Genomic DNA, 21,286 nt, shown 5'->3' on the forward strand with positions numbered 1-21,286 from the left:
ATGGGCCTCGTTCTCCTGACGACCGTCGAGCTCGCGCTCGTCACCACTATCCTGCTGCTCCTGCTCGCGACTCCGCTCGCCTGGTGGCTGGCACGCTCGCGCAGTTGGTGGAAGGAGATCGTCGGCGCGGTGGCGGCGCTGCCGCTTGTCCTGCCGCCCACCGTGATCGGCTTCTACGTCCTGATCGCGCTCGGGCCCAATAGCCCGTTGATGGTCTTGCTCCAGCCCTTCGGCATCCGGACGCTCGCCTTCACCTTCACTGGGCTGGTGATCGGCTCGCTCTTCTATTCGCTGCCCTTCGCGGTCCAGCCGCTGCGCACGGCCTTCGAAGCGATCGGCGATCGCCCGCTCGAAATCGCCGCGACGATGGGCGCGAAGCCGCTCGATCGGTTCCTGACGGTCGCGCTCCCCCTCTCGCGCCGCGGTTTCCTGTCGGCGGCGATCCTCGTCTTCGCACATACCGTCGGCGAGTTCGGCGTGGTGCTCATGATCGGCGGCAATATCCCCGGCAAGACCGAAGTGCTGTCGACCCGCATTTTCCAACTCGTCGAAAGCCTTCAGTTCGCTGAGGCGCATCGCATCGCCGCGCTGCTCGTCATCTTCTCCTTCGCCGCGCTGCTCGCCCTGCTGCTCATCGAGCGGCGCATCGGCAATATCCGGCCATGACGATCGCCGTCGCGCTGGATGGAATGGTCGGCGGCGCATTCGCACTGCGAGCGGCGTTCGAAGCGCCATCGCGTGGCGTCACCGCGATGCTCGGCCCCTCAGGCTCGGGCAAGACGTCGATCCTGCGTGCGCTCGCGGGGCTGGACCGGATCGCGGGCACGATCGTCGTCGACGGCGAGGTTTGGCAGGACAGCGAGACCTTCCTGGCCCCGGAGCTGCGCCGCACCGGCTATGTCTTTCAGGGCGCCGGACTACTCCCTCACCGAACCGTGGCCGCCAATCTCGATTATGCCGCCCGCCGGGCCGGGCCCGGCCCGGCCATGCGCGACGACATCATCGGTCGCGCCGGCATCGCTCATCTGCTCGATCGCATGCCGGCCCGTCTGTCGGGCGGCGAGGCCCAGCGCGCCAGCATCGCCCGCGCGTTGCTCAGCCAGCCGCGTCTGCTGCTAATGGACGAACCCCTGTCCGCGCTGGACGGCGACGCCCGCGCCGAAATGCTCGGCTGGCTCGAAACCCTGCTCGCGGATATCGGCATCCCGGTCTTCTACGTGACCCACGATCATGGTGAGGCCAGCCGCCTCACCGCGCGGACGCTTCGGATCAGCGGCGGCTGTCTCGTCGGTTAATGCACCCCGACCGGTGGCGTCCGGCGAGCTTCGCGACATCCGCCTCGTTGATCGTATCGGCATAATCATTGCCGAAATGGGTCCGCACATAGCCGACCACCGCCGCGATCTGAGGCGACGCCCTCGACCGATGAATGATTTTTTCTCACGGGAAAAACATCCGCTATAGGCTTGGCGCTCTGTTCCCTAACAATTGGGAGGATGGCGGCCTCTGCCGGTCCTTCGCGAGCAGCGCCGCTTCCATCACCGCGGCCTCATGGTCGAGCGCCGTGGCGATCTCATGCAGTTGCCTCCGATCCACTTCGCCGAAGGCAGCATCGCCCAACGCCCGCGCCTTGCCAGCCTCACGCCGCAACTGAGCGACGCTCGCCGGCCCGGATATCGATGATCTCTTCATTCGATGGTCGTCATCTCCAGACATAATCGCCTTAGACATGATGTTGCATGAACAGATCATTACGGACTGCGATCTTTACAATTGTTAACAGCGCCTTGCATCGTGAAGCTGCTAAGCGCTGTATTTGGGGGAGGCGATCTCCGGGGGATTGCCATGATCGAAATCAACGACGCGAAGCTCAGCCACTATACCAAGAGGATAAAGCGCGAGCGCGAGGCCGCCGAGGCAGCCAGCACCCAGGCCATACGCGAATTGCATCTCCGCATTGCCGAGATTTACGAGCGCGAGCTCACCGCCATCCGGTCGCTGTCCTAAGCTCTTCCCACGGGGCTTAGGTGGACTGCGCCGGATCCGAAATCAGGCCGCCGGGGGTTATCGGATCGTCACGGCGGCTGCTCGGCAGCGAATCGGTCTGGCGCTCGATCATACGATGCACACGCATCGGCTCCCCCGGCTTCTGTAACGCATGTAGCGCAGCGATATTCTCCGCATCTGCGTGAGTCCGCCGCTGATTGTGGCGCACATAATCGAGCCAAGTCGCGACATGATAGCGCTCGATCCATAGCTCGGGATCGTGCAGATCGCGCAACAGTGTCCAGCCATGCGCGCCATCGCGCCGCCGTATCCGCCGCCTTTCAGTCATCGCCGCAAGGAACGGGACGATATTGCCTGGCTCGATCCGATATTCGAGGGTGATCACCACAGGCCCGCTCCGCGGCTCAAGCGGCACGGCCGTCTCGGGTTCGGTCCACTGACTGATCGGATCCAGATTGAGGTCCTCGGCCTGGGGCAGCGGCGACAGAAATCCGATCAGCATCACCGCCGCCTGGACGAGCGCGCCTGCAAGCAGGGCGGCCGACACGCCATGATCATCGGCGATAACGCCAAGCAGCCAGGCCCCAAAGGCCATGCCGCCGAAGGCCGTCATCTGGTATACCGACAGAGCGCGGGCGACGACCCAGCGCGGTGAGGCAAGCTGTATCGTGATGTTGAACGTCGACAGCGCCAGCACCCAGCTGGCGCCGGCAATCATCAGCGCACCTGCGGTGACTGCGATATTTGGACTCAACGCCGTAACCGCGGTTCCGATCGCAAGGCTGAGCGACGCCAGCCGGATGATTCCCTCGGTGGCAAGCCGGTTGCGCAGCCGGCCGCTGCTCAGCCCGCCGATCACCGCGCCGACGCCGAAGGCGCCGAACAATATGCCGTAGGTTACCGGGCCGCCGCCCACGAGGTCGCGCGCCACCAGCGGCATCAGCGCGGGGGCCGCGTTGGCGGCGAGGCCAAAGCTCATCGCCCGGCCCATCACCATCCGCAAATGGGGCGACATCGCCACATAGCGCAGGCCCGCCTCGATCGCGACGAGCAGCCCCTCGCGCGGCAGGCGCTTCTCCGTGGCTGGCGGCTTCCAGCGAAGCAGCACCGTGATCAGCCCGAAATAGGACAGCGTGTTCATCAAAAACGCCGCCGCTGCGCCCGCAGCCGCCACGATCGCGCCGCCGATCGCGGGACCAAGGCTCCGCGCGATGTTGAAGCCCATCGAATTGAGCGCAACCGCCCTCGCAAGCTGCGCGCGTGGCACTACGTCGCCCACCGACGCCTGCCAGGCCGGGCCGTTCATCGCCATGCCGCAGCCGATCAGGAAGGTGAAAATCAACAGCAGCCAGGGCGATAGCCAGCCCTGCCATGCGAACAGGGTCAGCATCGTCGAAATCGCCAGCATGAAGAATTGCGAGGCCAGCATCACCTTGCGCCGGTCGAGATTGTCGGCGACCGCGCCTGCGAACAGTGCCAGCAACATGAACGGCAGCGCCGTCGATGCCTGAACCAGCGCCACCATCTGCGGAGAGGATGCCAGCGACGTCATCATCCAGGATGCGCCGACCGACTGGATCATCCCGCCGAAGTTGGACAGGATCGACGCCATCCATACCGCCCGAAAGATCGGGATACCGAAAGGCGAACCAGCCTGATCCGGGGGCCGAGTCTCTTTGGCGTCAGACGTCATGTCCTCCGCAATGCAGGAGGGGCGGCTTTGTGCCAATAACTCATTCGCCGCGGGACGGAGAATGCCGCTATTTTGTTTTCACCGGCTGCAGGCCCAGAAGGTCTCGCACCGCGCCGATCGGAACGAGAAGTTCACCATCTTCGCATCCTGGCGTCCGCTCTGGGTCGTCCCAACGACATGCCCTTTCACGTGCCTGAGGATACATATGTCCATATCGATCTTCGCGATCGTTCCGCCGATCAGATATTCGTCGCTGGCATCCGCCGGATCTCGAAGAAATTGGATGGATTGCCGGCCAGCGCAAAGCCCTCCATGCGCCGCTCGCACGTCATTGCCGTTACGGGAATGTACCTACCGGGGATAATCGGGCTACCCTTCGATCATCCGACGCGTATGTTGTGGGAAATCGGCGGATTCTCGGGGGAAAATCAGCCGCCATCATATTGACAGGCCCTTGATGAACGACGTCTTCCATAATTCTTCCGACCGGCGGCAGAACCACCGTCTCGCCATCCATCATCACAGCCGCCTACGTCTCACCCTCGATGGCGCGGAAGCGGACGCTGAAACGATCGGCGGAGTGACGCTCACCGATATTTCGCATGAAGGGCTGATGGCGGCCGATGCCGGCCAGCTCATCCCCGGCGCGCGGATCATGCTTGAGGTTCCGCTGGTCGGCTGGCGCGAGACCGAGGTCCTCTGGATCGCCGGCAACCGCGCGGGATGCCGCTTCATGGCCCCTCTCAACATCGAAGAGCTCCGGCTCGCCGCCGCCAGCAGCGATCGGCTGGCAAAGGAATGCCCCGGCTTCGCGTCACAAATCGCCGAGGTCGCTGGCGCGGAAGCAGCCGATGACGCAGCACCCGCCAAGTCGGCAGATTCCCCGCCCGGATGGCAGTGGCCCCTTCTTGTCCTCGCCTCTCTCGGCGTTGCGAGCTTCGTCAGCGCTACCTGGTTCCTCGGCTGATCGCTGGATTTTGCGGCGTCGGCCGGGGACCCGGTCGATGAATCAAGCTTAGCGCCGCATTCACCACTTCCTATAACCGGATGATATCGGCTCGGCCGTTACCTCAGCATCATCTGCCACCGGACCGTACCGGCGGCGGTTGTAAAGGTAGCGTACCATGTCAATTGCTTCAGCTCTGGGTTTCCGGAGCCGGCCAGATGCCCGTCAGGGGGGATCGCGTACTCGCGTCCTTCTTCAGGCTTCCTTGCTCGCGAACGGGCGGCCCATGCGTGTCCATCTGCTCGATCTGTCGGGAAGCGGGGCCCTCGGCCATGGCGATGATCCGCCCCAGCCCGGAGAAATCGTCTGGCTCGTCTGCAAGGGTTCCGAGATACTGGCCCGCACCGCCTGGGTGCGCGGCAACCGTTTCGGCCTGGCTTTCGACACCGCCCTGCCCTCGGCAAAGCTAGGCCCGCTTCTTTCCGAAGGCCGCCGTGCGCTCGAAGCCGGTGGCCAGACGCCCGCTTTCGCCTGAAGCCACGCGGCTTCGAGGCTAACGGGATCGCTCGCCGCCTCGAAAATTCGCAACGCCGAACGGGTTCGGGTGGTCAGGTTGCATCGTGGAAGATGACCCCGAGCGTATGCCGGCTGCCCGAGCGTAGGCTGCTGACGCCGTGCCGCATCGTCACACGGTAATCGCCTCGCGTGCCACGCTGAGGCCGATGCGTCACCGCGAAGATAACCGCATCGCCTTCTGACAGCGGCACCACCTCGGCACGCGACTGCATACGCGGTCGCTGCTCGGTCAGGATGAACTCGCCGCCACTGAAGTCCTTTCCCGGTGAGGAGAGCAGCACTGCCGCTTGGAGCGGAAAGACATGCTCGCCATACAGGTCCTGGTGCAGGCAATTATAATCCCCCGCTTCATAGCGCAGCAGCAGTGGCGTCGGCCGCTTCTGCCCGGCCTCATGGCAACGGTCGAGGAAGGCGCGATGCTCGGCCGGAAAGCGCACGTCGATCCCCATCCGCTCATGCCAGCGATTGGCGATCGGCATGAGCCGCGGATAGAGCGCCGATCTTAGCGCCTCGACCAGCGGCGGCAGCGGATAGGCGAAGTAGCGATACTCACCGCGTCCATAACCGTGCCGCTGCATCACGACATGGCTGCGGAACCCGGCGCCGCCGTCATAAAGCGCGGCCATCGCCTCGCATTGACCGGGATCGAACAGGCGCGGCAGGATCGTCCAGCCTCGCGCATCAAGGTCGGCGGCGGCGGTGGTCCAGTCATGGCTGTCGATCATCGTCATGCCGTCACCTTCGCAGGCCGCCGCCCACAGCACTTCCCGTTCCTTGCGATCAATCCCTCAGCGTGCTGTGCCGGTGCGCGTAGCCGAGATAGATTGCGATGCCGATCGCATTCCAGGCCAGGCACCAGAGCAGCGTCTGGGCTGGCAGGCTGACGAACAGATAGGCGCAGCCGAACACCGCGCCCAGCCCGACCACTATCCCCAATGGAGTGCGGAACGGGCGCTTCAACTCGGGGCTGCGCCGCCGCAGGATGATCAGGCACGCGCCCACCGCCATGAAGGCGATCAGCGTTCCGGCATTGGCCAGCGCCGCGATCTCGCCAATCGGCAATATGCCCGCCAGGATCGCGACGAGGATCGCGGTGGCGGTGGTGATCCGCGCCGGCGTGCCGCGCTTGGAGATGACGGCAAGCGACTGCGGCAGGAAGCCGTCGCGCGCCATCGCCAGGAAGATGCGGCTTTGTCCGTACAGAAAAGCGAGCAGCACCGTCGGCAGCGCGATCACCGCTGCCGTCGCGATGACCTGCGCGACGCCCGGCCGGCCCAGGTCGCGCAGGATTAGCGCGAGCGGTTCGGGGCTGTCGGCGAAGTCGATGAACGGAACCGCGCCCACCGCCGCCGCCGCGACGAGAACATAGATGATCGTGCAGGCGATCATCGACCCGACGATGCCGATCGCCAGGTCGCGCTCAGGTCGCTTGGTTTCCTCTGCTGCGGTCGAGATGGCGTCGAAGCCATAAAAGGCGAAGAAAATGATCGCCGCCGCCGCCATCACGCCGCGCGGAACGCCATCGGGCCCCACGGTCGAGGCGAAGCCATAGGGCATGAAGGGATGGAGATGGTTCGCGTCGAAATAGGGCAGAGTCACCGCGACGAACAGCGACAGCGTCGCGATCTTGACTACGACGAGCACCGTGTTGACTCGCGCGCTCTCCCGCGTGCCGAGCAGCAGCAGGCCGGTGACGACGGCGATGATGAAGATCGCGGGCAGGTTGATCAGCCCGCCAAGCTCGGGGCCCTGGGTCAACGCGGCGGGAAAGCCTATTCCGGTCAGCAGCGGCGTCGCATAGCCCGACCAGCCGACCGCGACCGTCGATACCACCAGCGAATATTCGAGGATGAGGCTCCAGCCGACCACCCAGGCGAAGATCTCGCCCAGCGCGGCATAGCTATAGGTATAAGCGCTGCCCGCCGCCGGCATCATCGCCGCCAGCTCGGCATAGCAAAGTGCGGCGCAGGCGCAGATCGCGCCCGCGATCGCGAAGGACAACAGCACCGAAGGCCCGGCCCGGTCGGCCCCGACGCCGATCAGCGTCAATATGCCGGTGCCGACGATCGCCCCGACGCCCAGCGCCACCAGATGCGGCCACGACAATGTCGGGGTCAGCCCGCCTTCGCGCCGTTCCGTCCCGCCGATCGGCTTGCGCCGCAGGAAACCCGCCATCTCTCTCTCCCCCCTTTATGCGAACCGGTCGGTCGCCTTTATCAGCTGATCCAATATGCCCGGCTCGGTATAGGCATGCCCCGCCCCCTCGATCAGGTGCAATTCGGCATCCGGCCATGCCTTGTGCAGGTCCCAGGCATAGCGCGCGGGGCACGGCATGTCATAGCGGCCATGGACGATCACCCCCTTCATGCCATGCAGCCGGCCAGCATCGCGCAACAACTGCTGCGGCTCCAGCCAGCAGTCATGACTGAAATAATGGTTCTCGATCCGCGCGAAGGCGATCGCGAAATGATCATCGGCGTGCGCGCTGCTGAGGTCGGCGCTTGGGAGCAGCGTGATCGTCTCGCCCTCCCACAGGCTCCACGCCTTCGCCGCCTCCAGCTGCGCTTGTACGTCGTCGCCGGTCAGCCGCCGGTTATACGCGGCGATCAGATCCCCGCGCTCCGCCTCAGGGATTGGCGCCAGGAAGCGTTCCCATTTGTCGGGGAACATCTGCGATGCGCCACGCTGATAATACCAGCGTGCTTCGTCCGGCGTCGCCATGAAGATGCCGCGCAAGATGAGCTCGCTGACCCGCTCGGGAAACTTCTCGGCATAGGCCAGCGCCAGCGTCGACCCCCAGCTGCCGCCGAACACCAGCCAGCGCTCCGCCCCCGCCAGAACGCGCAACCGCTCGATATCCGCGACCAGATGCCAGGTCGTGTTGGCCTCCAGTTCGGCGTGCGGCGTCGATCGACCGCAACCCCGCTGGTCGAACAACAGCAGATCATAGCGCGCCGGATCGAACAGCCGGCGGTGGTCGGCGGATATTCCGCCGCCCGGTCCGCCATGCAGGAACACCGCAGGCTTCGCGCCGCGCGTGCCGACCCGCTCATAATAGATGCTGTGACCATCACCGACATCCAGCATGCCCGTTTCATAGGGTTCGATCGGCGGATAGAGGGTACGGAGTTCAGTCATATCTTGCGTCCCGCATTGGCGGTGATCGATCCGCCGGTCTTGATTTCGCGCATAGCGATCGTCGTGGTGAAGCGTTCGACCCCGGGCAGCCGCCACAGATCAGTGCGCAGGAAGCCATCGAGATCGGTCATGTCACGCGCGAGGATATGCGCCAGATAGTCGGTATCGCCTACCGTCGCATGGCAATTTACGATCATCGGATGCACCCGCACCGCGTTCTCAAATGCCTCATGCTTGTCGAACCGCACGCTGATCCGCACGAAGGCGGTGGTCCCCAGGTCGAGCGCCTCTGGATCGACCGTCGCATGATAGCCCCGGATAGCTCCCACCGCCTCAAGCGCCTGTACCCGCTTCCAGCAAGGCGTCTTCGATAGCCCCACCGATTCCCCCAGGCTGGCGAAGGACATGCGCGCGTCGCCCTCGAGGAGCGCGAGCAACTGGCGGTCGATCTGATCGATGGGCATTGTCACAGGCTAGCTCGGGCCGCTCCGTTTGAAAAGAGGCCCTTGGTACGATCGACCACCAAATTGCCCATGCGAACTGCAATCGTTCTACGCGATCCCAACTTATACGGTATTTTGCGAACAATGTCCCGGCATCCCGATGCTATCTTCCTATCGGGAAACAGGAGAGAGCCGATGGACCGCGCGAAGATCTATGCCGAGATGCAGGCACCCGGAGCGCTCGATTATGAGCTCTATCTCCGTACCGGCTCGCTGCTCGCTTGCCAGAAGGATTTCGGCGATCTCGTCAACCGCGACGAACTTCAGTTCCAGATTGTCCATCAGGTCGAGGAGCTGTGGATGAAGCTGATCGCCTACAGCCTGATCGAGGCCGACGACCATCTCCAGACGGGCGAAACCCATCGCGTCATCACGCTGCTTGAGCGTTGCCATCGGCTTCTACGCCTGATGACCGCCCAGCTCGATATACTCGAGACGATGTCGCCGAAGGATTATCAGCAGATCCGTCTCCAGCTCGGCAATGGCAGCGGCCAGGAGTCACCGGGCTTCCGTATCCTGCTCAAGATCGTCCCCGAGCTATGGCGCAGTTTCGACGCGCGCTATGTCCGCGGCGCTGGGCGCACGATCCGCTCGATCTACGACCAGGATTATGCCCATGACGCCGCCTATGCGATTGCGGAGGCGCTGATCGAACTCGATGAGCTGTTCGGTAAATTCCGTTCGAACCATATCTTCCTGATCCATCGCTCAATCGGCATGGGCTCGGCGTCGCTGAAGGGCCGCTCGGTGGATCTTCTCCAGGCAGGCGCAAAGCATCGCTTCTTCCCCGAACTGTGGGATGTTCGCGTCGCGATGACCGACGATTGGGGCGTGCATTACGGCAAGGTGCGCGACAGCATCTCGCACAACGAGGCGGCATGAACGACGCTCGGCGGCTATTCGAGGTCCCGGGGCCCGGAGCCTATCTGCTCGCCCATTCTGTCGGCTGCCTTCCCGTAGCGGCGCGCAGCGCGATCGATGCCGCATTATTCGCGCCATGGGCTGGCGAAGCATCGGATGGCTGGCCCGCCTGGCTCGACGCGATCGATGGCTTTCGCGCGGCCATAGCCGGCCTGCTCGGCAGCCGAACCGAGCTCGTCTGCCCCCAGCCCAGCGTCTCGGCGGCGTTGTTCAGCCTGCTGTCGGGCCTGCCCCGCGTTGCGGGCAAGGATATCCTCGTCGGCTCGCGGCAAGCCTTTCCCTCGATCGGTTTCGCGATGCGGACATGCGAACGGCTGGGCTATCGGCTGACGCTGATCGACGGCGACCCCGCCGCACCGTCGACCTGGCGCGACGCTATCGACGACCGCGTCGCCGCCGTCGTTGCCATGCATGTCCATTCGAACAGCGGCCACCTCTCGCCGATAGCCGAGGTCACCGCGCGTGCCCGATCGATGGGTGCGGTTTCGATCGTCGATGTCGCGCAATCGGCGGGTATATTGCCGATCGATGCCGAGAGCTGGGGCATCGACGCGATCATCGGCTCCTGTGTGAAATGGCTGTGCGGCGGTCCCGGTGCGGGATTCCTCTGGGCCTCGCCTGGTCTGATCGAACGCGCCACGCCGCTCAACGTCGGCTGGTTTTCACACGCCGATCCTTTCGCTTTCGACATCGACGATTTCCGCTACGCGCCCGATGCGCGCCGCTTCTGGGGCGGCACACCATCGATCGCACCCTATGTCGTCGCGACCGCTGGTATCGAAACGATCGCCGCCATCGGGGTCGCCGACATCTTGGCCCACAACCGGCGGCTCATGGACGTTTTCGCCAACGCCGCAGACGTTGATCTGGACATGTCCATGCGCGGCGGAACGCTCTGCCTGCAAAGCGATCGCCCCGACGCCTTCGCCGCGGCGTTAGCGCACGCCAACGCGCGGTTCGATCGACGTGGGAATAGGGTCCGCATGTCGTTCCACATCTGGAATCGTGACGACGAAGCTGTTCGAATCGGCGCTATCGCGCGCGATTTCTCTATCGCGCTGGCCTGACCGCACGGCGCTCGCTATCGAGGCGGCTCTGCTTGGGGGCCACGTGTTGATGCAGCAACTCCATATTGCGGTCGGGGGATGCGGCCCCGGCGGACTTGCCGCCGCGCTGATGCTCCACCGCGGCGGCCACCGCGTCACTCTCTTCGAGCGATGTGATGCGCAAGGCCGATCAGGTAGGGGCTGATGATCCAGCCCACCGGCCTCGCAGCGTTGCGCGCGCTCGACCTCGACAAGGCGCTCATCGAAGGCGGCGCGCGGGTCGACCCGCTGTTCGGCCACGCCGGCCGCAGCACTGTGCTAGACGTCCGCTATACCGCGCTCGGCCAGCGCGCGGGCTTCGGCGTCGGCATGGACGGGCACGAATCGGTCAACCTCGTTCATGGTGAGACGACGCCGCTCGCGCCCGGCATGTGCTTCTCCAATGAGCCCGGCATCTACATCCCCGGCGCATTCGGGGTGCGGGTCGAGGATTGCTTCCACATGACCGCGCAGGGCCCGCGCTGGTTCACCCGCCCGCCCGCGTCGATCGACGAGCCGTTCGCCTGACCGTGCCGACTTCCGCCTTTCCGATCGTCAAGGGAACACCCGCCTTCCGCCGCCTGTCCTTGGCGATGCTCGCGGCAGGCTTCTCGACCTTCTCGCTGCTCTACGGCGTCCAGCCGCTGCTGCCGCTATTCGCCCAGGAATATCGCCTGACCCCAGCCGAAGCGAGCCTCGCCATATCGGTCGCAACCGCACCGCTGGCTGTCATGATCCTGGTCGCTGGCCTGGTTTCGGACCGGATCGGGCGGCGGCCGCTGATGATCGCATCGCTGTTCACCGCCGCACTGCTGACGCTGGCTGTCGCGCTGCTCCCGGGCTGGGGCACCTTGCTGGGCCTACGACTTCTCACCGGCGTCGCCCTGGCCGGCATTCCGGCGGTCGCGATGGCCTATATCGCCGATGAGGTAGAACGCGCATCGGTAGGTGCATCGATGGGGCTCTACATCGCCGGATCGGCGCTTGGTGGGATGGCGGGCCGGCTCGCCGTCAGCATGCTCGCCGATTATCTCGGCTGGCGGTCGAGCTTTGCCGTGCTCGGCATTGCCGCCCTGCTCTCGGCGGTCGTCTTCTGGTGGCTATCGCCTGTCCCGCAGGGCTTCGTTGCGCGCCGCCACGATGCCGGCAGCATTATCGCCTCGATCCGCCACCTGTTCGCCGATCCCGCAATCCGGCTGCTGTTCGCCGCCGGTGGGCTGATCATGGGCATCTTCGTGACGATCTATAATTACACCAGCTTCCGCCTGATCGCTCCGCCCTACCTGCTCGGCCATGCCGCGATCGGCGCGATCTTTCTCCTCTACATCCTGGGTTCGGCCAGTTCGGCGGGGTTCGGTGCGCTTAGCGGCCGGCTGAGCCGACGACATACCTTCTGGATGCCGGCGGTGCTGATACTTGCGGGCGCACTGCTCACCGCTGCGCAGCCTCTCCTCGCCATCATAAGCGGCATAGGGCTCGCGACGATCGGGATCTTCGGGGTCCATTCGATAGCTTCAGCATGGATAAGCCATCGTGCGGGCGCAGATCGTGGCATGGCCGCGGCGATTTATCTGTTCTTCTATTATATGGGCGGCAGCCTGATGGGCCCCGTCGGCGGAATCGCCTGGGCGCGTCTGGGATGGCCAGGGGTGGTGACGTTCACGGGCACGCTCGCCGCTCTGGTGCTTATCATCGCATTGCTCCTGATCCGCGTCCGGCCGCTACCCGAAAATCTGCTGCGGCCGGAGGACGAGCCAGAAATGCCGCCCGGCTGACGTCGGCATGCCATGACTTCGTAACGGCGGCATAGTAGGGTGACCCGCAATGACCGATCCTGTCGAAATCGAACTCAAACTCGAATATGATCCCGCCGACCGGGATCGCCTTCTGGCGTCGCCTTTGCTGGGCAGCCAGAGCGGACGGCAGCGGCGGCTGGTAGCCACCTATTTCGATACACCCGACCAGCAGCTTGCGAAGGCCGGCTATTCGCTCCGCATACGCCGCACCGATGACGAACGCATCCAGACGGTGAAGGCGGCGGGCAGCAGGGCGGCGGGACTGTTCGTGCGTGGCGAATGGGAACAGCCGGTGAGCGGCGACTGGCCCGTGCTCACCGATTCGACCGGCCCGCTCCGCCAGTTCGTCGACGCGCGCGACCTGAAGCGGATCGCCGCGCTGTTCGTCACCGACATCGACCGGATCGATGGCATGATCGAGCGACCCGGCGCGACCCTGATCGAATATGCGATCGACCAGGGCCAGGCTCGCGCCGACGATCACAGCGCGCCAATATCGGAGATCGAATTCGAGCTGAAGCAAGGCACCCCCCAGGCGTTGTTCGATCTCGCCCGGCAGCTCAACGAGGAAATTCCGGTGCGCCTCGGCGTGCGGACCAAGTCGGCGCGGGGCTATGCGCTGGTGGCAGGCAAGCTTGCGGCGCCCGCAAAGGCCGATCCGGTCCGGCTCGATAGCGATGGCACGGCCGGCACGGCTTTCGCGGCGATCGTCGACTCCTGCCTCCGGCAATATCGGATCAACGAGGCGGTTCTGCTCGACAACGGCGCGGTGGAGGCGGTGCATCAGGCGCGAGTTGCGCTACGCCGGTTGCGGACCGCGCTGTTCCTTTTCAAGCCGCTCTTCGCCGGCGACAGGCAGGCGGGCCTGTTCAACGCCGAATGCCGCTGGCTGGCCGGTGAACTGGGCGGAATCCGTGACATCGACGTGCTCGTCCCGAAGCTGGAAGGCGCGGCGCGGACGGCGCTCGGCGCGATTCGCGACACCAATTTCGCGCATGTCCGCAGCCTGCTCGAAAGCAGCCGCGTCCGCCTCCTGCCGATCGAGATCGCCGAATGGATCGCGCTCGGCCATTGGCAGACCGCGCCCGAAGACGCCGCACTGCGCGACAAGGACATCCGGAGCTTTGCGGACGATCGGCTCGATAGCCTGCGCAAGCGGATCAAGCGTGAGGGGCATGGCCTCTCGTCGCTTGACGACGAACGTCGCCACAGCGTCCGCAAGGATGCCAAGAAGCTCCGCTACGCAGCCGAGTTCTTTGTGTCCCTCTATCCCGGTCGGAAGCCGCGCCGCCGGCTCGACCGCTTTCTCGATCGCCTCGAAGCGTTGCAGGACAAGCTCGGCGAACTCAACGACATGGCAGCGGCCCCTGAGCTGCTCCGTCGGCTCGGCCTCGACGCTGATCTTCCGATGCGGCGCAAGAAATCCCGGGCACGGCTGCTCGACCGCGCCGAAGACTGTTTCGAACCGCTGATCGACAGCAAGCGCTTCTGGCGCGGCTGAACCTGCCGCCGATGATCTTCTCCCGCCGCCATGCCATTGCCGGTCTCTTCGCCTGCGGCACGCCGCTATTGGGCGCCACTCCGCCTGGCCTCGCCTCCGCCGCGCCGATGATCGATCCGCGCCTTGCCGATCGCGCGCTGAAAGCCCTGTTCGTCCATCATGACGCAATCTGGTCGCGCGATGTGATCGCCATCGCCGATTTCGGCCTGCCCTCCTCGGCGCCCCGCTTCTTCCTCGTCGATATCCTGAAGGGCACGACCACAGCCCTGCTCGTCGCGCATGGCAAGGGCTCCGACCCCGAGCATAGCGGCATGCTGCAGGCCTTCTCCGACGCGGTAGGCTCCGCCGCCACCTCCGAAGGCGCCTATCTCACCGGCGAGGCCTATGAAGGCGTTCACGGTCCCTCGCGCCGATTGATCGGACTCGATCCCAGCAACGCCCATGCCGGGGAGCGCGCGATCGTCATTCACTCGGCCTGGTACGCCAATCCCGATGTCGCCGCACGCCAGGGCAAGCTCGGCCGCAGCGATGGCTGCTTCGCGTTCGGCGAACAGGATATAGGCCTGGTGCTCGCCCGTCTCGCACGGGGACGAATGCTATATGTGGGGCGGTCGAATGGCTGAATGGTTTCGCCGCAATCTCGGCTGGATCAGCGGCGTTGCCGCGCTGCTCGCCTGGTTCGCGCTGGTCTATTTCATGTTCTGGGACGTGCTGTAGAGATTGCCGTGCTCCCCTGCCGCTCGTAAAGCCGCGCGATGCTTCGCCTGTCCGACCTGAAACTGCCGCTCGACCATCCCGCCGAGGCGTTGCCCGCGGCGATCATCGAGCGTCTCGCGATCGCGCCCGCCGAGCTACTGTCCTTCACTATCGCCCGCCGCGCCAATGACGCGCGCCGCAAGTCGGCGATCCTGATGGTCTATTCGGTAGATGTCGAACTGGCCGACGAAGCCGCCACCCTCGCCCGCTTCGAGGGGGACACGCACGTACGGCCGACCCCCGACACCGGCTATCGTTTCGTGACGCAGGCGCGGCCCGGCACGACGCGTCCCGTGGTGATCGGCGCGGGGCCCTGCGGCCTGTTCGCGGGACTGATCCTCGCCCAGATGGGCTTCCGCCCGATCATCCTCGATCGCGGCAAGGTGGTGCGCGAGCGGACCAAGGACACCTGGGGCCTGTGGCGGCGCGGCGTGCTCCATCCCGAATCCAACGTTCAGTTCGGCGAGGGCGGCGCGGGCACCTTCTCGGACGGCAAACTCTACAGCCAGATCAAGGACCCGCGCTTCCTTGGCCGCAAGGTGCTGACCGAGTTCGTCAAGGCGGGCGCCCCGCCCGAGATCCTGACCGAGGCGCATCCGCATATCGGCACCTTCCGTCTGGTGACGATGGTCGAAAGCATGCGCGAGACGATCCAGTCGCTCGGCGGCGAATATCGCTGGGAGCATCGCGTCGATGACATCGCGATCGAGGATGGCCGGGTGCGCGGCCTGCACATCCATACCGGCGACTTCATCGAAACCGATCGCGTCGTTCTCGCGGTCGGCCACAGCGCGCGCGACACCTTCCACATGCTCCACGATCGCGGCGTGCACATCGAAGCGAAGCCCTTCTCGATCGGCGTACGGATCGAACATCCGCAAAGCTGGATCGACCGCGCCCGCTTCGGCCCCTGCGCAGGCCATCCCGATCTCGGCGCGGCGGCCTATAGCCTGTCACACCACTGCGCCAATGGCCGCAGCGTCTACAGCTTCTGCATGTGCCCCGGCGGGCGCGTTGTTGCTGCGGCGTCCGAGCCGGGCCGCGTCGTCACCAACGGCATGAGTCAATATTCGCGGCAGGAGTTCAACGCCAATTCGGGGCTCGTTGTCGGCATCGATCCCGAGCGCGACTATCCCGGCCATCCGCTCGCCGGCGTCGCGCTACAGCGCCATTGGGAAGAGCGCGCCTATGTTGCGGGCGGATCGACCTATGAAGCGCCCGGCCAGCGCGTTGGCGACTTCCTCGCCGCCCGGCCGTCGACAGCATTCGGCGAGGTGACCCCGTCCTACAAGCCCGGCGTCCACCTCACCGACCTGGCGTCATGTCTGCCCGACTTCGCGGTCGAGGCGCTGCGCGAGGCGCTACCCGTCTTCGGACGGCAAATCCCACGCTATGACGATCCCGACGCGATGATGACCGGTGTAGAGACACGCACCTCCTCCCCGGTCCGCATCACCCGCGGCAAGGATCTCCAGAGCCTCAACGTCGCGGGCCTCTATCCGGCCGGCGAAGGCGCGGGCTATGCCGGCGGCATCCTCTCGGCGGCGGTCGACGGCATCAAGGTCGCCGAAGCACTCGCGCTCAGTCTGAACGCCTGAGATTGGCCGCGCCGCCGGCGACTTGCGCGGCATGGGCCTCGATACTGCCGCGATAAGCTTCCTGACGTTCCACGCTCCAGTAGCGCAGATGATCGAGGGAGATCCGCTCGCCCGTCACCGCGCATAGAACATAGTCGCCCCGCTGGACCACATCGAAGTGCGGCGTGTCATAATGCAGGATGGCGAGCTTTCCGGAAAAGAGCATCGCTCCGCCTAACCCTTCGCATCCGGTTTGGAAACCACCTCGACGATCAGGTCGCCCGCTTCGAGCCGGGTCGTCCGTTCCTCGAGATGATCCGCGCCGCGATAGATGCGCAGGCCGACACCGGTCGCGATATCGCACAGCGGCTTGCCGATCTCGTCGGGCGTCACCGCGCGTTCGTGCAGCGTTATGGGCCCGCCTGCATTGGCAAGATCGGCCATATAGTCGGCGATGTGCGGCCCGTGGGTCGATCCCGCGAGCAGCAGCCCGGCGAAGCTCGCCGGATTGATCACCGTGTTCGCTCCCGCCTGTCGCGCGAGCGCCTCATTATCTTCCGACCGGATCACAACGCTGATCGGCACATCGGGTGCGAGCCGCCGCGCGGTCAGCACGATCAGGATGGAGGTATCGTCGCGTCCAGCCGATACCACGATCGACCGCGCGCGATCGACCTTCACGGCCTCGAGCGTCGCGTTGCGCGTGGCGTCGCCGTCGATGACGTTGGCCCCGCAGGCCTCAGCGGCCTTCAGGCTATCGTCATGCTGGTCGATGACTACGATCGACTCCGGGTGGGTGCCGCGCCGGATAAGCTCGCTCACCGCCTCGCTGCCGCTGGTGCCGAAGCCCGCGACGACGACATGGCCGTGCAGCTTGGCCTGGATCACGCTCATCCGCCATTTCTCCCAGACGCGTTTTAACAGGAAATCATAGGCCGTCCCCAGGAAGATCAGCCAGACGAAAAGACGCACGGGGGTGACGACAAAAGTATCGAACAGCCGCGCCTGCTGGGTCACCGGCACGATATCGCCATAGCCGACCGTGGTGACGGTGATCATCGTGAAATAAAGGACATCGGCAAAGCTGATCACTCCGTCGATATTGTCGCGCAACCCGTCCCGATCGAACCAGTGCCCCGCCAGCGCGACGCCGATCAGCGCCAGCGCCAGCAACACCCGCCAGAACAGCGACAGCCATACCGGCGTCCCGCTTTTGCGGCGCAGGGTCAGAAGGCTTTCGGGGGTGGGAATGAAGCGGCGCACGCTGATGGTCTATCCCCTTCGGCGCTCAACGGAAACAGTTGCGCTTTGATCCGTTCGCCAAGCTCTCTAGAGAACGGTCAGACTTTCAAGAGGAATAGCGAATGGCGTCTGGACTGGTCGCACTGCTGGATGACATCGCGGGGCTGACAAAGCTCGCCGCCGCCTCGCTCGACGATGTCGGCGCGGCCGCGGGCAAGGCCGGCGCGAAGGCCGCCGGCGTGGTCGTCGACGATGCGGCGGTGACGCCGCGCTACGTCACCGGCCTGACCCCGGACCGCGAACTGCCGATCATCGCTAAGATCGCGATGGGCTCGCTGCGCAACAAGCTGATCATCCTGCTGCCGGCGGCGCTCTTGCTCAGCAGTTTCGCGCCATGGGCCGTGACGCCGCTGCTGATGCTCGGCGGCGCCTATCTCTGCTTCGAAGGCGCGGAGAAGGTGATCGAGGCGATAAAGGGCGAAAGCCATGTCGAGGAGGACCTCGTCACCCTCGACGCGGCGACGCTCGAGAAGCAGCAGATCTCGGGCGCGATCCGCACCGACCTGATCCTGTCGGCGGAAATCATGGCGATCGCGCTCGCCGAGGTCGCGAGCGAGCCTGTCGCGTTGCGCGCTGGCGTGCTTGCGGCGGTGGGGATCGCGATCACGATCGGCGTCTACGGCGTCGTCGCCCTGATCGTGAAAATGGACGATATCGGCCTCCACCTCGCCCAACGCAGCATCGCCGCGACCCGCGCGGTCGGCCGCGCACTGGTGCAGGGCATGCCGATCGTGATGCGTTGGCTGTCGATCATCGGCACCGCCGCGATGATCTGGGTCGGCGGCGGCATCCTCGTTCACGGCCTCGAAGCCTTCGGCATCCACGCGCCGGCAGAGACAATCCACCATCTCGCCGAAGCGGCGGGTCATGCCGCGCCAGTCGCCTCCGGCGCGGTGTCGTGGCTGGTCACGGCGCTATGCTCGGGGATCGTCGGACTGGTCGTGGGCGGCGCGATCGTGCCGCTGGTCCATGTCGCGGGGTCCTTAGTCGGCAAGAAGCATTAGAGATGCCCGCTACCGCATGATCGTCCTTCCCTGTCCGCGCCGCTGTCAGGCGAGCGGGGTATGACGAATCGATCGTAGCCCCCGTCGAAACGATTACTCGACCGCGACAAGCATCCCGTCCGCGATCCACCGGCCGAGCAGCCCGCCCGCCATGGCAACGCCCTGCTCCTCGCCATGTGCATCGATCAGCGCAGCGCAGATCCCGGCGAAGGCCGTCCGCTGAGCCACCAGATCGAGCGCCAGCCCCTCGCCGGGTTCGCCGGTCCGGTAACAGGGGGTCAACGCCTTGCGCCACACGATCATGAGCCCGGGCGCGGGGAGGCGCTCGGCCACCGGCGGCTTCTCTTCCGCCGACAGCGCGGACCAGATCGCGGCTGCGTTGGTCCTTAACATGCGGGTCGTCAGCGTCGGCGCGAGCCGCAATACGGCATTGTCCCAGTCGACTGCGCCGAGCGATGCCGGATCGATGGAATCGGCGTCAGGCCCGACAAAGGCTTCCGACAGCGCGAGATCGAGCCAGCCAAGCTCGGCGATCTCCGGTTCGTCGCCGAACAGCAGCTCCAGCGTCTCGGGAAAGCCGCCGGCATAGGCGTCGAGCGTCCAGGCATGAGGCGGGGTGACGTCGATATGCGCCGAGGCGGTCGCCACGAAACGCTCTTCGCCGATCCACAGCCGCACCCGCTCGAACGCCTCGCTCAGGCAGGCGATCAGCGAGGCACGGTAATTATTCTGGTAAACGTCGAGCCCCGGCCCGGCGCCCGGCCCGATCCGCGCCGCCGCATCCCGCGACTCCTCGGCGATCCAGGCGCGGAAATCGCGTTGCAGCGCAAGCAGGGTCATGCAGCCCTCCGCGCGTCAGGCCGCGCCATGTCACGCGCGATGGTGAGTTCCTCGAGCAGTTCGGCGAGCGGCGGTATGTCGTCGTCGCGCTCGATCATCGTCGCGACCGGCCCGACCCGCGCCAGTGCGGCTTCGTAAAGCGCCCAGACCCGGGGCGGCACCGGCTTATCATGCGTGTCGATCAGCAGCTGCCGGCCCTGGCTATGCCCGGCGAGATGGATCTGACGCACCCGGTCGGCGGGGATCCCCGCCAGATAGTCCTGCGCGTCGAAGCCATGGTTGGTGGCGCTAACGTAGATGTTGTTGACATCGAGCAGCAGCGCGCAGCCGGTGCGCGCGCACATCGCATCGAGAAATTGCCATTCGGTCATCGGCGCGTCGGCAAAGGCGACATAGCTCGACGGATTCTCGATCAGCATTTCGCGGCCGAGCATATCCTGCGCGATGGCGATATTGGCGCAGACCACGTCCAGCGCTTCCTCTGTATAGGGAAGCGGTAGCAGATCGTGTGAATTGAATCCTTCGACCCGCGTCCAGCACAGATGATCGGAAACGAGGATCGGATCGACTTCGTCGACCAGCGCGCGCAGGCGGCGGAGATAGTCGCGGTCGATGCCGTCGGCCGATCCGATCGACATCGATACGCCATGGAGCGCCACGGGATGCCGCTCGCGCACCTGGCGGAGGATGTGGCGCGGGCGGCCGCCATCGACCATGAAATTTTCCGAGATGACCTCTACGAAATCGACCGCGACCAGCGTATCGCCATCGAGGAAGTCCTTATAATGCGGCTTGCGCAGGCCGAGGCCGAAGCTGTGAACGGACATGGACGTCTCGCGAAAATGCCCGTCCACGCGCCAGACGGGCGCGCGGACGGGCCTGTCGACTACTTCTTCTTGGGTTCGGTGGTGGTGCCACCGGCGGCGGTGCAGGCTTCGGCGGTCATTGCGTTGACGCCGGTCCCCTTGCACGTATTCTGACCCTTGCAGCCATGGTCTGCGGTCTTGCAGTCCGACGCACCCTTGCAGCTGTTGACGCCATAGCAATTGACCTTCTTGGCCTCGCCATGATGATCCGCGAATGCGGGCGTTGATACGGCAGCAAGCGCGAGCAGCGCGGCGGCCGAAGCGGCGCTGACGCCGGTCTTTACGGTGATCATGTAAAACTCTCCCTCATGTTCGCCGGTCTTGGCTTCCGAAAATACGGAGTGGCGAGCGGCGAGGTTACACTGCCTGAAAATTATTTCACCATCGTAGCAACGCAGGCTCGACGAACCTACTCGATCGCGCGGTGAAGCATAAGGCAGATCGGGAGAAAGGCGGCGGCGAAAAAGTCCGCCGCCGCCTTCGATCAGAGGCGTCCGGTCAGGACGAGGATCAGCAGGATGACGACGACAACGCCGAGCAGACCCGACGGGCCATAGCCCCAATTGGCGCTGTGCCCCCAGGTCGGCAGCGCGCCGACCAGCAGCAATATGAGCAAGATAAGAAGAATAGTCCCAAGCATCCTGGCCTCCTTGTTGTACTGAGGGCGTAACGGTCTGACAGGCGCCCTGTTCCTTCGGCAGTTCACACGATGCGCTTCCTGACTGGATTCTATCGAGTGAATCGGGCACTGCTACTTGGCCTTGCTCCTTGAAAG

At 65.1% G+C, this 21,286-nt stretch carries 23 protein-coding genes and 1 pseudogene; 13 read left to right on the forward strand and 11 right to left on the reverse strand.

Annotated features, from left to right (window positions below; genetic code table 11):
- The 3 genes from modB (at position 1) to WP12_RS25160 (ending at position 2,007) form a co-directional block, all read left to right on the forward strand.
- Positions 1–666: a molybdate ABC transporter permease subunit gene (gene modB / locus WP12_RS01270; protein WP_046191935.1), complete on the forward strand. Its 666-nt coding sequence runs from the start codon at positions 1–3 to the stop codon at positions 664–666.
- Complete coding sequence (locus WP12_RS01275) at positions 663–1,295, forward strand: ATP-binding cassette domain-containing protein (RefSeq protein ID WP_046191936.1); 633 nt, start codon at positions 663–665, stop codon at positions 1,293–1,295. Before modB ends, WP12_RS01275 begins: the two co-directional genes overlap by 4 nt.
- A 550-nt stretch (positions 1,296–1,845) precedes the next feature.
- Complete coding sequence (locus WP12_RS25160) at positions 1,846–2,007, forward strand: hypothetical protein (protein ID WP_160299117.1); 162 nt, start codon at positions 1,846–1,848, stop codon at positions 2,005–2,007.
- A 16-nt stretch (positions 2,008–2,023) separates the two neighbouring features.
- Here WP12_RS25160 and WP12_RS01285 read toward each other — a convergent pair whose 3' ends face one another.
- The gene (locus WP12_RS01285; protein WP_046191938.1) at positions 2,024–3,700 is read right to left on the reverse strand and encodes an MFS transporter; all 1,677 of its coding nucleotides are present in this window, start codon (positions 3,698–3,700) and stop codon (positions 2,024–2,026) included.
- Positions 3,701–4,157: 457 nt separating this feature from the next.
- On the opposite strand from WP12_RS01285, the gene WP12_RS01290 reads away from it, so the two are divergent.
- Positions 4,158–4,667, forward strand: a complete 510-nt coding sequence (locus WP12_RS01290; protein WP_052730145.1) for a PilZ domain-containing protein — start codon at positions 4,158–4,160, stop codon at positions 4,665–4,667.
- Between the two features lie 157 nt (positions 4,668–4,824).
- A complete protein-coding gene (locus tag WP12_RS01295) occupies positions 4,825–5,181 on the forward strand; it encodes a PilZ domain-containing protein (protein WP_046191939.1) in 357 nt (118 codons plus the stop codon).
- Positions 5,182–5,254: 73 nt separating this feature from the next.
- Here the strand turns inward: WP12_RS01295 and WP12_RS01300 are convergent, their stop codons facing one another.
- From WP12_RS01300 to WP12_RS01315, 4 genes are read right to left on the reverse strand one after another with little or no spacing between them, the layout of a single operon-like run.
- Complete coding sequence (locus WP12_RS01300; protein WP_046192010.1) at positions 5,255–5,953, reverse strand: 2OG-Fe(II) oxygenase; 699 nt, start codon at positions 5,951–5,953, stop codon at positions 5,255–5,257.
- A gap of 49 nt (positions 5,954–6,002) precedes the next feature.
- Positions 6,003–7,397, reverse strand: a complete 1,395-nt coding sequence (locus WP12_RS01305) for an amino acid permease (protein ID WP_046191940.1) — start codon at positions 7,395–7,397, stop codon at positions 6,003–6,005.
- 15 nt (positions 7,398–7,412) lie between these two features.
- Positions 7,413–8,360, reverse strand: coding sequence for a prolyl aminopeptidase (gene pip, locus WP12_RS01310; protein WP_046191941.1), 948 nt, complete (start codon positions 8,358–8,360; stop codon positions 7,413–7,415).
- On the reverse strand, positions 8,357–8,824 hold the full coding sequence (locus WP12_RS01315) for an Lrp/AsnC family transcriptional regulator (protein WP_046191942.1): 468 nt from the start codon (positions 8,822–8,824) through the stop codon (positions 8,357–8,359). The genes pip and WP12_RS01315 overlap by 4 nt, the downstream gene beginning before the upstream one ends.
- 174 nt (positions 8,825–8,998) lie before the next feature.
- Here WP12_RS01315 and WP12_RS01320 point away from each other — a divergent pair, with 174 nt between their 5' ends.
- From WP12_RS01320 to WP12_RS01355, 7 genes and pseudogenes are all read left to right on the forward strand, one after another.
- Positions 8,999–9,745: a tryptophan 2,3-dioxygenase family protein gene (locus WP12_RS01320; protein ID WP_046191943.1), complete on the forward strand. Its 747-nt coding sequence runs from the start codon at positions 8,999–9,001 to the stop codon at positions 9,743–9,745.
- Entirely contained in the window at positions 9,742–10,851 is a 1,110-nt protein-coding gene (locus tag WP12_RS01325; protein WP_046191944.1) for an aminotransferase class V-fold PLP-dependent enzyme, read from the forward strand. The genes WP12_RS01320 and WP12_RS01325 overlap by 4 nt, the downstream gene beginning before the upstream one ends.
- 324 nt (positions 10,852–11,175) lie before the next feature.
- Positions 11,176–11,397: pseudogene (locus WP12_RS23830) on the forward strand (M24 family metallopeptidase); the annotation flags it as partial.
- A gap of 2 nt (positions 11,398–11,399) precedes the next feature.
- The gene (locus tag WP12_RS01340) at positions 11,400–12,644 is read left to right on the forward strand and encodes an MFS transporter (protein ID WP_046191947.1); all 1,245 of its coding nucleotides are present in this window, start codon (positions 11,400–11,402) and stop codon (positions 12,642–12,644) included.
- A 49-nt stretch (positions 12,645–12,693) separates the two neighbouring features.
- Positions 12,694–14,166 (forward strand): CYTH and CHAD domain-containing protein, encoded by a 1,473-nt coding sequence (locus WP12_RS01345; protein WP_046191948.1) that lies wholly within the window; start codon positions 12,694–12,696, stop codon positions 14,164–14,166.
- An 11-nt stretch (positions 14,167–14,177) separates the two neighbouring features.
- On the forward strand, positions 14,178–14,789 hold the full coding sequence (locus WP12_RS01350; RefSeq protein WP_046191949.1) for a murein L,D-transpeptidase catalytic domain family protein: 612 nt from the start codon (positions 14,178–14,180) through the stop codon (positions 14,787–14,789).
- 132 nt (positions 14,790–14,921) lie between these two features.
- Positions 14,922–16,520, forward strand: a complete 1,599-nt coding sequence (locus WP12_RS01355; protein WP_046191950.1) for an NAD(P)/FAD-dependent oxidoreductase — start codon at positions 14,922–14,924, stop codon at positions 16,518–16,520.
- Here the strand turns inward: WP12_RS01355 and WP12_RS01360 are convergent.
- Together WP12_RS01360 and WP12_RS01365 are read right to left on the reverse strand one after the other, a co-directional pair.
- On the reverse strand, positions 16,504–16,725 hold the full coding sequence (locus WP12_RS01360) for a DUF2093 domain-containing protein (protein ID WP_046191951.1): 222 nt from the start codon (positions 16,723–16,725) through the stop codon (positions 16,504–16,506). The genes WP12_RS01355 and WP12_RS01360 overlap by 17 nt on opposite strands.
- 8 nt (positions 16,726–16,733) lie before the next feature.
- Positions 16,734–17,768, reverse strand: a complete 1,035-nt coding sequence (locus WP12_RS01365) for a potassium channel family protein (protein WP_443027841.1) — start codon at positions 17,766–17,768, stop codon at positions 16,734–16,736.
- 95 nt (positions 17,769–17,863) lie between these two features.
- On the opposite strand from WP12_RS01365, the gene WP12_RS01370 reads away from it, so the two are divergent.
- Complete coding sequence (locus WP12_RS01370; RefSeq protein ID WP_046191952.1) at positions 17,864–18,805, forward strand: DUF808 domain-containing protein; 942 nt, start codon at positions 17,864–17,866, stop codon at positions 18,803–18,805.
- Positions 18,806–18,898: 93 nt separating this feature from the next.
- On the opposite strand, the gene WP12_RS01375 is transcribed toward WP12_RS01370, so the two are convergent.
- The 4 genes from WP12_RS01375 to WP12_RS23835 all read right to left on the reverse strand — a co-directional run bounded on the left by WP12_RS01375 (position 18,899) and on the right by WP12_RS23835 (position 21,151).
- Positions 18,899–19,645, reverse strand: coding sequence for an HvfC/BufC N-terminal domain-containing protein (locus WP12_RS01375; protein ID WP_046191953.1), 747 nt, complete (start codon positions 19,643–19,645; stop codon positions 18,899–18,901).
- A complete protein-coding gene (bufB, locus tag WP12_RS01380; RefSeq protein WP_046191954.1) occupies positions 19,642–20,472 on the reverse strand; it encodes an MNIO family bufferin maturase in 831 nt (276 codons plus the stop codon). The genes WP12_RS01375 and bufB overlap by 4 nt, the downstream gene beginning before the upstream one ends.
- Before the next feature lie 59 nt (positions 20,473–20,531).
- Positions 20,532–20,804 carry a BufA2 family periplasmic bufferin-type metallophore gene (gene bufA2 / locus WP12_RS01385; RefSeq protein WP_046191955.1) on the reverse strand — a complete coding sequence of 91 codons (273 nt, stop codon included), beginning with the start codon at positions 20,802–20,804 and terminating at the stop codon, positions 20,532–20,534.
- A gap of 191 nt (positions 20,805–20,995) precedes the next feature.
- The gene (locus WP12_RS23835; protein ID WP_084690904.1) at positions 20,996–21,151 is read right to left on the reverse strand and encodes a DUF3309 family protein; all 156 of its coding nucleotides are present in this window, start codon (positions 21,149–21,151) and stop codon (positions 20,996–20,998) included.
- Between the last annotated feature and the right edge of the window lie 135 nt (positions 21,152–21,286).

It is taken from the genome of Sphingomonas sp. SRS2 (assembly GCF_000971055.1).
GTDB lineage: Bacteria > Pseudomonadota > Alphaproteobacteria > Sphingomonadales > Sphingomonadaceae > Rhizorhabdus.

Excerpts from the sequence above, each read along its gene's own strand:
- modB (WP_046191935.1), top strand. The coding sequence starts at position 1 with ATGGGCCTCGTTCTCCTGACGACCGTCGAGCTCGCGCTCGTCACCACT.
- WP12_RS01275 (WP_046191936.1), top strand. The coding sequence starts at position 663 with ATGACGATCGCCGTCGCGCTGGATGGAATGGTCGGCGGCGCATTCGCA.
- WP12_RS25160 (WP_160299117.1), top strand. The coding sequence starts at position 1,846 with ATGATCGAAATCAACGACGCGAAGCTCAGCCACTATACCAAGAGGATA.
- WP12_RS01285 (WP_046191938.1), bottom strand. The coding sequence starts at position 3,700 with ATGACGTCTGACGCCAAAGAGACTCGGCCCCCGGATCAGGCTGGTTCG.
- WP12_RS01290 (WP_052730145.1), top strand. The coding sequence starts at position 4,158 with ATGAACGACGTCTTCCATAATTCTTCCGACCGGCGGCAGAACCACCGT.
- WP12_RS01295 (WP_046191939.1), top strand. The coding sequence starts at position 4,825 with ATGTCAATTGCTTCAGCTCTGGGTTTCCGGAGCCGGCCAGATGCCCGT.
- WP12_RS01300 (WP_046192010.1), bottom strand. The coding sequence starts at position 5,953 with ATGACGATGATCGACAGCCATGACTGGACCACCGCCGCCGCCGACCTT.
- WP12_RS01305 (WP_046191940.1), bottom strand. The coding sequence starts at position 7,397 with ATGGCGGGTTTCCTGCGGCGCAAGCCGATCGGCGGGACGGAACGGCGC.
- pip (WP_046191941.1), bottom strand. The coding sequence starts at position 8,360 with ATGACTGAACTCCGTACCCTCTATCCGCCGATCGAACCCTATGAAACG.
- WP12_RS01315 (WP_046191942.1), bottom strand. The coding sequence starts at position 8,824 with ATGCCCATCGATCAGATCGACCGCCAGTTGCTCGCGCTCCTCGAGGGC.
- WP12_RS01320 (WP_046191943.1), top strand. The coding sequence starts at position 8,999 with ATGGACCGCGCGAAGATCTATGCCGAGATGCAGGCACCCGGAGCGCTC.
- WP12_RS01325 (WP_046191944.1), top strand. The coding sequence starts at position 9,742 with ATGAACGACGCTCGGCGGCTATTCGAGGTCCCGGGGCCCGGAGCCTAT.
- WP12_RS01345 (WP_046191948.1), top strand. The coding sequence starts at position 12,694 with ATGACCGATCCTGTCGAAATCGAACTCAAACTCGAATATGATCCCGCC.
- WP12_RS01350 (WP_046191949.1), top strand. The coding sequence starts at position 14,178 with ATGATCTTCTCCCGCCGCCATGCCATTGCCGGTCTCTTCGCCTGCGGC.
- WP12_RS01355 (WP_046191950.1), top strand. The coding sequence starts at position 14,922 with ATGCTTCGCCTGTCCGACCTGAAACTGCCGCTCGACCATCCCGCCGAG.
- WP12_RS01360 (WP_046191951.1), bottom strand. The coding sequence starts at position 16,725 with ATGCTCTTTTCCGGAAAGCTCGCCATCCTGCATTATGACACGCCGCAC.
- WP12_RS01370 (WP_046191952.1), top strand. The coding sequence starts at position 17,864 with ATGGCGTCTGGACTGGTCGCACTGCTGGATGACATCGCGGGGCTGACA.
- WP12_RS01375 (WP_046191953.1), bottom strand. The coding sequence starts at position 19,645 with ATGACCCTGCTTGCGCTGCAACGCGATTTCCGCGCCTGGATCGCCGAG.
- bufB (WP_046191954.1), bottom strand. The coding sequence starts at position 20,472 with ATGTCCGTTCACAGCTTCGGCCTCGGCCTGCGCAAGCCGCATTATAAG.
- bufA2 (WP_046191955.1), bottom strand. The coding sequence starts at position 20,804 with ATGATCACCGTAAAGACCGGCGTCAGCGCCGCTTCGGCCGCCGCGCTG.
- WP12_RS23835 (WP_084690904.1), bottom strand. The coding sequence starts at position 21,151 with ATGCTTGGGACTATTCTTCTTATCTTGCTCATATTGCTGCTGGTCGGC.